This is a genomic window from Protofrankia sp. Cas4, assembly GCF_963555915.1.
Taxonomy (GTDB): Bacteria; Actinomycetota; Actinomycetes; order Frankiales; family Frankiaceae; genus Protofrankia.
Genome location: NZ_CAUVXL010000240.1, coordinates 1 through 11,363, shown reverse-complemented (window position 1 = coordinate 11,363; position 11,363 = coordinate 1). Strand labels below are relative to the sequence as shown.

The following is an 11,363-nucleotide window of genomic DNA, read 5'->3' as shown; positions in this document are numbered from 1 at the left end:
GGCTGGCTTCGCACCGTCGCGTGACGCTGCCCGCCAGGCTGTGCGGCACGGGCACGTCGTGGTCAACGGTAGGAAGGTCGACATCCCGAGCTACCGGGTCAGCGAGAACGACATCGTCGAGATCGCGCCCAAGGCACGTGAGCTGACCCCCTTCATCATCGCGCGCGAGACGGCGGGCCAGCGCACTGTTCCGGCCTGGCTGGAGGTCATCCCGACCCAGCTGCGGGTGTTGGTGCACTCGCTGCCGGCCCGTCAGGTGATCGACACGCAGGTCCAGGAGCAGCTGATCGTCGAGCTGTACTCCAAGTAGCGTAGACTTCAACTTTTCGTTCGACATGGGTGGGGTGGACGGAGACCCCGCCCATGGGCTCCGTCCGGAGCCGAAGTCACGGCGTCATATGGCGGTCGCCGTGTTTGGAAGGATGTAACGATGCTCATCGCACAGCGCCCGACGCTGGCCGAGGAACCGATCTCCGAGTTCCGCTCGCGGTTCGTCATCGAACCGCTTGAGCCCGGGTTCGGTTACACCCTCGGTAACTCCCTTCGCCGTACTCTGCTGTCCTCGATTCCCGGTGCGGCGGTGACCAGCATCCGCATCGACGGGGTACTGCACGAGTTCTCCACGGTTCCAGGGGTCAAAGAGGACGTTACCGACCTGATCCTGAACCTGAAGGAACTGGTCGTGAGTTCCGAGAACGACGACCCCACCGTGATGTACCTGCGCAAGCAGGGCCCGGGCGTGGTCACGGCGGCAGACATCGCGCCGCCGGCCGGCGTCGAGGTACACAGCCTGGACCTGGTGCTGGCGACCCTCAACGAAAAGGGCAAGCTCGAGATCGAGCTGACCGTCGAGCGGGGGCGTGGCTATGTCAGCGCCACCCAGAACAAGCAGGCGGGCCAGGAGATCGGCCGGATCCCGGTCGACTCGATCTATTCTCCGGTTCTCAAGGTCACCTATAAGGTCGAGGCGACCCGTGTCGAGCAGCGGACCGACTTCGACCGACTGATCGTGGATGTCGAGACCAAGCAGTCGATCTCGCCGCGGGATGCGATGGCCAGCGCTGGCAAGACGCTCGTCGGTCTGTTCGGTCTCGCGCAGGAGCTGAACGCCGAGGCGGAGGGTGTCGACATCGGTCCTTCCGCGGCGGACGCCGCCCTTGCCGCGGATCTGGCGCTGCCGATCGAGGAGATGGATCTGACCGTCCGCTCCTACAACTGCCTCAAGCGCGAGGGCATTCACACGATCGGTGAGCTGGTGTCCCGCAGCGAGGCGGACCTGCTCGACATCCGCAACTTCGGCCAGAAGTCGATCGACGAAGTCAAGACAAAGCTTGCTGGGATGGGTCTGCAGCTCAAGGATTCCCCGCCGGGATTCGACCCGCGACAGGCAGTGGACACCTACGGTACCGACACCTACCACGCTCCGTTCAGCGATCCGACCGACGATGGTGCGGAGTTCGTCGAGACCGAGCAGTACTAGACACAACGGCACCTGTGGCGCCCGTAACACGCTGACGGACAGCGAAAGGAACGAGGAGCACTGTCATGCCCACGCCTTCCAAGGGCCCCCGGCTCGGCGGCAGTCCCGCACATGAGCGGCTGATGCTGGCCAACCTCGCCACCGCGCTGTTCGAGCACGGCGGTATCACCACGACGGAGACCAAGGCCAAGCGCCTGCGCCCGTACGCCGAGCGGCTGGTGACCTTTGCCAAGCGCGGCGATCTGGATTCGCGGCGCCGCGTGCTGCGGGTGGTCCGGGACAAGTCCGTCGTGCACGTTCTGTTCACCGAGATCGGCCCGCGCTATGCCGACCGCGACGGCGGTTACACCCGCATCGTGAAGCTCGGGCCCCGCAAGGGTGACAACGCCCCGCTGGCGCGCATCGAGCTCGTCGAGGCTATGACGGTCGCGCAGGAGGCAGTGGGCGAGGCCGAGCGGGCGCGCGGCAGTCGCTTCATCTCCCGGCGGCGGCCGACCGGTGCGACAGCGGAAGCCGCTGCGGATCTCGCGAAGGAGTCGCCGACCGCGGCCGCGGTGGCGGCGGAGGCGGAGGCCGCTGCGGGTGTAGCCGACGCCGAGCAGGCACCGGCTGATGCGACCGATGTGGCTGATGTGGCGGCTACGACCGATGTGGCGGCTACGACCGATGTGGCTGCCACGGCCGCCGATGACGGGACCGGCGCCCCCACGGCGCAGTAGAAGCGCCCGGCAACAGGTACGCGAGGTCGCGGGGCCGGGCGCGCGTGCACAGAATCAGAATCATGATCGTGTGTCCGTCGGCTCCCTGAGGCCTGTTCGGTTGATTATCGGCGGTATCGACTGGTATTCACCGGACAGGCCCTGGCGATCTGCTCAGGAACCCCAGCTCGCGCGAGCCCACCATCCGCTGGAGGATGGTGGGCTTCGTGTTTCGCGTCACACCATGATCCTGGTGATCCCCGATGTCTTTCCCGCCACTTCGCATCCGGCAGGACAATGTGATCAACGGTGTGATTCAGAACTGTCCGACCGGAATCGTCAGGATGCCGTGAACGCCTCAGACGGGCTGCAGCGCCTGCGCCTCGACCTGGCCTACGACGGGACGCTGTTCGCCGGCTGGGCACGCCAGCCCGGACGGCGGACCGTGCAGGGTGATGTCGAAGACGCTCTGATGCGGGTCGCGCGGTTGCCCGCCGTCCGGCTCACGGTTGCCGGCCGGACCGATGCCGGTGTCCATGCGCGTGGCCAGGTGGCCCACGTTGACATTCCTGATGACGTCCCGCTCGGCGGGCTCGCTCGCCGACTCAACGGCGTGCTGGAGCGTTCCGTGCGGATCACGGGCCTCGCGCCGGCCCCGCCGGGGTTCGACGCCCGCTTCTCGGCGTTATCGCGGCGCTACGTCTACCGGATCGGGGACGCGCCGTACGGGGTCGACCCGCTACGCCGCCACGACACGTTGGCCTGGCCGCGCCCACTGGACGCCGAGCGGATGCGGCACGCGGCCATCACGCTGCTGGGTGAGCACGACTTCAGCGCCTTCTGCCGGCGTAGGGAGGGTGCGACCACCGTGCGGACGCTGCTGCGCCTTGACGTGGCACGGGTGCACGACGGCGTGGTGGCCGCCGACGTGGAGGCGGACGCCTTCTGCCACTCGATGGTCAGGGCATTGGTGGGGGCGCTGCTCGCCGTGGGGGAGGGCCGCCGTCCCCGGGAGTGGGCCGCGCGGGTCCTCGTGCGAGGTGTTCGCGACCCGGCGGTGACCGTGGTTGCGCCGCATGGCCTGACCCTCGTCGAGGTCCGCTACCCCCCTGACACCGATCTCGCCGCTCGCGCGGCGGTGACCCGGGCAGTCCGGGTCCCCACGACCTCGTCCGGCTAGCCGGGCACTCTTAGGCCAAAGAGTACGCGACGATCGTCAGTGCGGCCCGTGGCCGGTGAGGCCGCGTCGAAAGATCGGCTCGGTGGCAAGTAGCGCGAGATCGTGGCTGGCGGTGCTCAACGCGGGGTCAGCAGCTGCTCCCTGGCTACCGTCGGTGTAGGCGAGCTGCAGCACGATCAGGTAATGGCCGCTGACCCGCGCATTCCGCCACGAGTTGTCGCCGGTCGGATTCGTGACCACCGCGCCGGGCAGAGCATCCGCCGGCACCGCCACGGCCGGTACGCCACCCTGGCCGGCAGCGATCACGCTTGCCGCCTTCGCAGCGGTAGTCGCGTCGTCGAGAACGAGAACGGACACCGCTGCCAGCACCCGGCGTCCGGACGTCTCCGATTCACTCAGATACACCGCGTGGACGAGCTGCCGGCACCGGTCGCCGGGCAGCGCGGTAGCGAGTTCACCGGTGAGACCCGGGCACCCGACCTCCAGCGTGGATGCGAGCCGCCGGTAGGAACGAAGATCGAGAGTGGCACGGTCGGCGGCGAAGAACTCGCTGGCTGTGACCGGGTCGGAATCCGTCCGCGCGCTTTCGATGAAACCGGGGCCGACCAGCCCCGGGCCTGCCGTTGCCATCGGCGGCGAGGCCCGCCGGCTGCTGCGGCTGTCATGCTTGGCGACGATGGCGACAGAGGCGATCACCAGGGCAGCCACAATGCCCGCCACTGTGATCAACCTAGCGATGTAACCCCGGGTCACGGGACGAACGGGGGCCGGCGGGCGGCGCGCATCATCCTGCGCGTCCAGATCCTGCGCGTCCAGATCCTGGATAGGCACCAACGCGCCGTCGGTTGCCGCAGCCGATGTGGCCGGGGGCGCTGAGTCCATTGCTGTCGGTCCGGTTGCTGTCGGTCCGGTTGGTGCCGGTCCGGTTGCTGCCGGCCCGGGGACTGCCGGCCCGGGGACTGCCGGCCCGGGGACTGCCGGATCCGGCATGACCGGATCCGGGACGGAGCTGCCGGCGTCGGGGGTCCATACCGGCCTGCGGATCGAGGACGGCAATCCACGCAGCGGGCCGAACAGCGGGTCGTCGGCGGGCGGGGCCCACAGATCGCCGGGATGTTCGAGGGCGTCCCCCGAAACGCCGGGTGAACGCTCTGGCGGTTTCTCATCCACCTGCCGCAGACTACGGCGTGCTCGGTGGATCTTCATCGGCTGCCGATCAGTTCGCAGACCTCGCCGGCCGGCTGCGTCGTCCGCCTGGTAACCTCAAGGACTAGCCGGCCAAAGGCGATGCGATCAGCGGTCTTTTCGCGTCATCGGCGGCCTCGGAGGACCTAACGCTCATGACGGGTTGCGAGATCCAGGCGTCAAGCGGCGTGAGCGGCCCGACGGCACAATCGAACGCATCCGCTGACAAGAAAAGGCAGACCTGTGCGCACGTACCAGCCCAAGCCCACGGACATCCAGCAAGCCTGGCATGTCATCGATGCCACGGACGTGGTGCTCGGCAGGCTGGCCAGCCAGGCCGCTCAACTGCTGCGAGGCAAGCACAAGCCGACATTCGCGCCGCACATCGACACCGGTGACTTCGTCATCGTCGTGAACGCGGGCAAGGTCGCCCTGAGTGGTAACAAGCGCGAGCAGGCCCAGTATCACCGACACTCCGGCTACCCTGGCGGTCTGCGCAGCACCTCTTATGGGACACTGCTCGACACGCGGCCCCAGGTCATCGTCGAGAAGGCGATCAAGGGCATGCTGCCGAAGAGCAAGCTGGGTAGGGCACAGGGCACCAAGCTCAAGGTCTACGCGGGGCCAATCCATCCCCACCAGGCTCAGCAGCCCCATCCATTCGAAATCATCCAGGTCGCGCAGTAAGCCGCGGACCATCTGACCAGGAAGGACAGACGACGTGGCTGTCGTGACCGACGCCCAGGGCAACCCTCGTGCCACCGGTCGGCGCAAGGAGGCTGTTGTCCGGGTACGCCTGCTGCCGGGCAACGGCAAATGGACGCTCAACGGGCGTTCCCTGGAGGAGTACTTCCCCAACAAGGTTCACCAGCAGCTTGTCAACGAGCCGCTCAAGGCGTTGGACCGCGCCGAGTCCTACGATGTGGCTGCACGCCTGCACGGTGGCGGCGTCTCCGGCCAGGCCGGCGCACTTCGCCTTGCCCTTGCGCGGGCGCTGACCGTTGCCGAGGAGGAATCCCGTCCGATACTGAAGAAGGCGGGCTTCCTGACTCGTGATCCCCGGGTCAAGGAGCGTAAGAAGTACGGCCTGAAGAAGGCTCGGAAGGCACCTCAGTACAGCAAGCGCTGACGCGCTGACCTCGCGGGATCTCGAAGTGGCGAGGCTCTTCGGTACCGATGGCGTGCGCGGGGTCGCCAATGTCGATCTCACCGCCGAACTGGCATTGGCGTTGTCGGCGGCGGCTGTGGGGGTGCTCACCGAGCACCGCGTTGCTGGCAGTGGGCGCCCGGCCGTAGTGGTAGGCCGTGACACCCGGCCGTCCGGGGAATTCCTGGAGGCCGCGGTCGTCGCCGGTCTCGCGTCGGCCGGCGCGGACGTCCTGCGGATCGGTGTCGTGCCCACACCGGCGGTGGCTCATGCGGTGATCAGCTCGAACGCGGCCCTTGGCGTGATGCTCTCGGCGAGCCACAACCCGATGCCGGACAACGGCATCAAGTTGTTCGCGGCTGGCGGGCGCAAGCTCCCGGACGAGATCGAGGACGAGATCGCCGAACGTCTCACGGGTCCCGCGTCGACCCGTCCCACCGGCGCGGCAATCGGGCGGGTCCGTGACGACGGTGGTCTCGTGGAGAGCTACACGGACTTCCTGCTGGCGACCGTGCCCGTCCCGCTGACCGGGCTTCGGGTCGTGGTCGACTGTGCGCAGGGTGCCGCGTCCCTGTTGGCGCCGCGAGTGTTGCGCACGGCCGGTGCCGACGTGATCGCCCTGCATTCCGACGGGGACGGGACCCGGATCAACGACGCCTGTGGCGCGACCCACCTGGAATCGCTGCGGGCCGCCGTGGTGCAACACGGCGCTGACGCCGGCATGGCGCACGATGGGGACGCCGACCGTTGCATCGCCGTCGACGCCAATGGTGAGGTCGTTGACGGCGACCAGATCCTCGCGCTGTGCGCTCTTGCGCTGCGTGAGCGTGGCCAGCTTGCCGACAACACCCTCGTGGTGACGGTGATGTCGAACCTCGGCCTGCATCATGCGATGCGGGACGCCGGCATCGAGGTGATCACGACCCCCGTTGGTGACCGTTACGTGCTTGAGGTCATGCGTGAGCGGGGACTGTCCCTCGGTGGGGAGCAGAGCGGTCATGTCGTCTTCCTTCGCCACGCGACGACCGGGGACGGGTTGCTCACGGCGTTGCAGGTGCTGGGCCGGATGGCCGAGACCGACCGCCCGTTGGCGGAGCTGGCGAAGGTCATGACACGGCTGCCGCAGGTGTTGGTGAACGTCCGGGGCGTCGACCGGTCGAAGGTTGCCACCTCAGCTGAGTTGGCCGCGGCGGTGGCGGCGGCCGAGGCTGAACTGGGCGATGAAGGTCGGGTTCTGCTGCGTCCGTCAGGCACCGAGCCCCTGGTACGGGTCATGGTGGAGGCGCCGACCACCGCCCAGGCGCAAGCGGTGGCCGCACGCCTGTCCGCGATCGTCCAGAGCGCCCTCGGCTAAGAGCGCCCGGCAACGGACCCTAAGAGCGCCCAGCAACGGACCCTTGCCATTCGACGCATCCACCCAAACAGGTGTGGCAGCGCTCGCACACTTCCTCGGTTGCGTACCCTGACCGCATGTGTGGGATCATCGGGTACATCGGCGGACAGTCGGCGCTGGATGTCGCTCTTGCGGGGCTGCGCCGCCTGGAGTATCGAGGCTACGACTCGGCGGGCATTGCAGTGGTCGCTGACGGCCGGCTACGTGTTGTGCGCAAGGCCGGCAAACTGGCGAATCTGGAGAAAATGCTGGGCGAGGCGGACACCGGCCTACCCGGGACCACCGGCATCGGCCACACCCGCTGGGCGACGCACGGCGGTCCGACGGACGTCAATGCACATCCGCACACTGACTGCACGGGCGCCATCGCTGTGATTCACAATGGGATCATCGAGAACTTCGCGAGTCTGCGGGCCGGCCTGGAGAGCGGCGGGCATGAGCTGACCAGCGAGACCGACACCGAGGTGGTCGCACACCTTCTCGAGATCGAACTCGCTGGGATGGCCGCTGCCGGCGGTGACGCAACGGCGGGTATGAGCCCGCTCAGCGAGGCGCTACGGCGGGTCTGCGGCCGATTGGATGGCGCCTTCACACTCGTCGTCGTGCATCGTGATCATCCAGACGTGGTGGTGGGTGCGCGCCGCAACAGTCCGCTGGTCGTGGGCCTGGGTGCGGGTGAGACCTTTCTGGCCAGCGACGTCGCGGCGTTCATCGCGCACACCCGCAGCGCGTTGGAGATCGGGCAGGACCAGGTGGTCGAGGCCCGCCGCGACGGGGTTACCATCATCGACTTCGCCGGCGGCGTTGTCGAGGGCCGCCCATACCATGTGAACTGGGATGCCAGCGCCGCGGAAAAGGGCGGTTTTCCTTATTTCATGCTGAAGGAGATCAGCGAGCAGCCGACGGCGCTCGCGGACACGCTGCGTGGACGTCTGTCGAACGCCGGCGAGATTGTTCTGGACGAGGAGCGCCTTTCCACCCAGGACTTCCGTGACGTCGACAAGGTCTTCATCGTCGCCTGCGGCACGGCTTACCATGCCGGGCTGATCGCCAAGTATGCGATCGAGCACTGGACGCGGTTGCCGTGCGAGGTCGAGATGGCCTCGGAGTTCCGCTACCGCGACCCGGTCCTCGACCGTTCAACCCTGGTGATCGCCATCAGCCAGAGCGGCGAGACGCTGGACACCCTGATGGCGGTCAAGCACGCACGGGAGCAGAAGGCCAGGGTGCTGGCGATCTGTAACACGAACGGGTCGACCATCCCACGGGAGTCCGATGCCGTGCTCTACACCCGGTGTGGCCCGGAGGTCGGTGTCGCTTCGACCAAGACCTTCCTCGGCCAGGTCGCCGCGTGTCTGCTGGTCGGCCTGTACCTCGCACAGGCCCGCGGTGTCCTCTACGGCGACGAGGTCGCGCGGTACGTCGAGAAACTGCAGACCACCCCGATGCTCGTGCGCGAGACCCTGGCCACGGTCGAGCCGATAAGGGCGCTTGCGCGCACTCTGGTCGACGCCAAGGCGGTGCTGTTCCTCGGCCGCCATGTCGGTTACCCGGTGGCGCTGGAAGGCGCTCTCAAGCTCAAGGAGCTCGCCTACATGCACGCCGAGGGCTTTCCGGCAGGCGAGCTGAAGCACGGGCCGATCGCGCTCATCGAGCCGGGTCTGCCGGTGGTGATCGTGGTGCCGTCCCCGCGGGGCCGTTCACACCTGCATGGGAAGATCGTTTCCAACATCCAGGAGGTGCGTGCCCGCGGAGCGCGGACCATTGTGATCGCCGAGGAGGGTGACACCGTGGTCGTACCCTACGCGGAGCATCTGATCCGGGTACCGGAAACACCGACCCTGTTCGCGCCGCTGGTGACGACGCTGCCGCTGCAGGTCTTCGCGTGCGAACTGGCCCTCGCCCGCGGCCTCGACGTCGACCAGCCGCGCAACCTCGCCAAGTCGGTCACCGTGGAATGACGCCTGGCAATACAGGGCCGTGGCATCGGCGCCCGGCGCGCGTCGATGCCGGCCCGCCGGCATGGTCGGCCGGCATGGTCGGCCGGTCGGGTCAGTCGGTCGGGTCAGTCGGTCGGGTGCGGGCGTCGCCAGCGGGTCGCGGCCTCCCGCAGATCCATCGCCAGGACGTCGTTGACGGCCGCGAGGTCGACAACCAGGTCGACCAGGCCTGGTCCGTCGAGGCTCTCGAGGAAGTCCCGCAGGTCGATCGGCTGGCCGTCGGCGTCGTAGAAGCCGTCGTCGGTGCTGTCGAAGTCGTCGTCGTCCTCACCGGGGTCGATCGCCCCGGTGGCCACGAGGGCGAGTGCGACGGCGTGCGCGCAGAACTGTTCGACGGCACCGGTCGGACACGTACAGGTCGACCCCGGCGTCCCATCGATCACTGACAGCTGGGTCTGGGTGGGTTGGTCACCGTCCACGGTGCCGGACGCACTGCTCGGTCGGATCCGCAGGTCACCGACTCGTCCCTGCAACGCGAGGGCGACGCCGCGGGTGAACTCGCCCAGGCCCGCGAGGCGAGCGCACTCGTCCTCGTCGAAAACGGCGTGCAACGGGGTGATGGCGATGTCGTCATGTCCGTTTGGCCCCGACTGGTTGACGATCATCGGGCAATTCTACGAGACCTGCGCTCGGCGGGCGCAGGGTCCTGGCACCTCGGGCCGTGGCTCACGTCTGCCACCCGCCGAAGGCGGTGCGATGCTGTTTGTCGCATCGCCGGAGGCGTGCTGGTGGGCTGGTATGGCCGAAGGCGGTGCGATGCTGTTTGTCGCATCGCCGGAGGCGTGCCGGGCGGGGTTGACCGCCCGAAGCCGTTCCCCGACGCGCGAGGGTGCGTTTGACGGTGCGACGGACAGCTTCGACGGAGAGCATGGCCGCTATGAGATCCGCCCATTTGGTGATCCAGGTCAGGGATGCCGAGGCGTCCCTGCTGGCCAGCCTGCCACCTGGCGCCCTGATGCAGCGGGCCGTGCACGGCCTGCTGTCGCATGCGGCACGCCGGCTCGGTCGGGTGTACGGCGCCCGGGTAGTCGTTCTCGCCGGAAGCGGTGACAACGGCGGTGACGCGCTGTGGGCAGGTGCGCTCCTTTCGGCCCGGGGCGCCCGGGTGGATGCGCTCGCTCCCGGGCGTACGCATCCGGCCGGGACGGCGGCCCTGCTCGCGGCGGGCGGACGCCTGCACCGCCTGCCCGGTCCAGACCCGGTTGGCCAGCAGCCGGTACGCGCCGGCGCGCCGGTCGGCGATGACACCGCCGCGGGCCTGGTGGCCGCGGCTGACCTGATCCTGGACGGCATGCTCGGCATCGGTGGGAAGGGCGGCCTGCGCGCGGCCTACGCCCAGTTGGCCGGGCTGGCCCCGGTCGGGCGCACCGTCGCCGTGGACATCCCGAGCGGGGTGGACGCCGACACCGGCGCGGTGGTGGGTCCAGCCATCCGCGCGAGCAGCACCGTGACGTTCGGAACCTACAAACGCGGCCTGCTGATCGCTCCTGGGGCTGACCACGCGGGCCGCATCGAGCTCGTCGACATCGGGCTGGTACTTCCCTGCGCGGATCTGGTCGCTCTTGATGACGCCGACGTGGCCCGGCTGCGCCCGAGCCCTCGTCCGGCGGATTCCAAGTACACCCGGGGCGTGCTGGGCCTGGTCGCCGGCAGTGACCTCTACCCCGGCGCCGCGGTGCTCGCCACCGGCGGGGCGCTGCGCGGGGCCGCGGGCTACGTGCGGGTGGTCAGTACATCGGTGGCCGCCGACCACGTGCGTCGTGCGCACCCCGAGGCGGTGGTCACCCAGATCGACCCCGGTGACGCCGGCGCCGTTCTCGCGGCCGGTCGGGTGCAGGCGTGGGCGGTTGGTCCCGGCCTGCCACCAGACGCCGGGACCGCCCGCGTGGTGGCTGCCCTGCTGGCAGGTGACCTGCCCGTACTGCTCGATGCGGGCGCGCTGGGCGCGTTGGCCGGCGATGCCCGGGGCGTTGCCGCGCTGCGGGCCAGGGCCGCGCCTACTCTGCTCACGCCGCACGAGGGCGAGTTCGTCCGCCTTGTCGGGGCGCTGCGCTGGGACGCGGGGGCGACCATCCACGAACTGACCGTGGACAGATTGGGCGCGGTACGCCGCGCCGCAGCCGAACTGGGGGCGACTGTGCTCCTCAAGGGCGCCCGTACGTTGATCGTCAATCCGGACGGGCAGGCACGGGTGAACACCACAGGCACACCGTGGCTCGCGACCGCGGGCAGCGGTGACGTCCTGACCGGCCTGTGCGGCTCGCTGCTCGCCGGTGGGCT

Annotated in this window: 11 protein-coding genes; 9 read left to right on the top strand and 2 right to left on the bottom strand. The window is 68.7% G+C overall.

Annotated features, from left to right (window positions below):
- From U9979_RS21620 to truA, 4 genes are all read left to right on the top strand, one after another.
- Positions 1-310 (top strand): S4 domain-containing protein (locus U9979_RS21620; protein WP_322780783.1); only part of this gene is annotated, 310 nt, incomplete at its 5' end.
- A 120-nt stretch (positions 311-430) separates the two neighbouring features.
- Positions 431-1,480 (top strand): DNA-directed RNA polymerase subunit alpha, encoded by a 1,050-nt coding sequence (locus U9979_RS21615; protein ID WP_322747177.1) that lies wholly within the window; start codon positions 431-433, stop codon positions 1,478-1,480.
- A 65-nt stretch (positions 1,481-1,545) separates the two neighbouring features.
- Positions 1,546-2,199: a 50S ribosomal protein L17 gene (gene rplQ, locus U9979_RS21610; RefSeq protein ID WP_322780782.1), complete on the top strand. Its 654-nt coding sequence runs from the start codon at positions 1,546-1,548 to the stop codon at positions 2,197-2,199.
- Positions 2,200-2,527: 328 nt separating this feature from the next.
- Positions 2,528-3,358, top strand: coding sequence for a tRNA pseudouridine(38-40) synthase TruA (truA, locus tag U9979_RS21605; protein ID WP_322753602.1), 831 nt, complete (start codon positions 2,528-2,530; stop codon positions 3,356-3,358).
- A gap of 36 nt (positions 3,359-3,394) precedes the next feature.
- On the opposite strand, the gene U9979_RS21600 is transcribed toward truA, so the two are convergent.
- On the bottom strand, positions 3,395-4,240 hold the full coding sequence (locus tag U9979_RS21600) for a hypothetical protein (protein ID WP_322780781.1): 846 nt from the start codon (positions 4,238-4,240) through the stop codon (positions 3,395-3,397).
- A gap of 546 nt (positions 4,241-4,786) precedes the next feature.
- On the opposite strand from U9979_RS21600, the gene rplM reads away from it, so the two are divergent.
- The 4 genes from rplM to glmS all read left to right on the top strand — a co-directional run bounded on the left by rplM (position 4,787) and on the right by glmS (position 9,044).
- Entirely contained in the window at positions 4,787-5,230 is a 444-nt protein-coding gene (rplM, locus tag U9979_RS21595) for a 50S ribosomal protein L13 (protein WP_322747181.1), read from the top strand.
- Positions 5,231-5,264: 34 nt separating this feature from the next.
- Entirely contained in the window at positions 5,265-5,672 is a 408-nt protein-coding gene (rpsI, locus tag U9979_RS21590; protein ID WP_322747182.1) for a 30S ribosomal protein S9, read from the top strand.
- Positions 5,673-5,697: 25 nt separating this feature from the next.
- Positions 5,698-7,044: a phosphoglucosamine mutase gene (gene glmM / locus U9979_RS21585; RefSeq protein ID WP_322780780.1), complete on the top strand. Its 1,347-nt coding sequence runs from the start codon at positions 5,698-5,700 to the stop codon at positions 7,042-7,044.
- Positions 7,045-7,160: 116 nt separating this feature from the next.
- Positions 7,161-9,044, top strand: coding sequence for a glutamine--fructose-6-phosphate transaminase (isomerizing) (gene glmS, locus U9979_RS21580; RefSeq protein WP_322780779.1), 1,884 nt, complete (start codon positions 7,161-7,163; stop codon positions 9,042-9,044).
- A 104-nt stretch (positions 9,045-9,148) separates the two neighbouring features.
- On the opposite strand, the gene U9979_RS21575 is transcribed toward glmS, so the two are convergent.
- The gene (locus U9979_RS21575; RefSeq protein ID WP_322747185.1) at positions 9,149-9,688 is read right to left on the bottom strand and encodes a hypothetical protein; all 540 of its coding nucleotides are present in this window, start codon (positions 9,686-9,688) and stop codon (positions 9,149-9,151) included.
- A gap of 272 nt (positions 9,689-9,960) precedes the next feature.
- Between U9979_RS21575 and U9979_RS21570 the strand changes: the two genes are divergently transcribed.
- A partial coding sequence (locus tag U9979_RS21570) for an NAD(P)H-hydrate dehydratase (RefSeq protein ID WP_322780778.1) occupies positions 9,961-11,363 on the top strand: 1,403 nt, incomplete at its 3' end.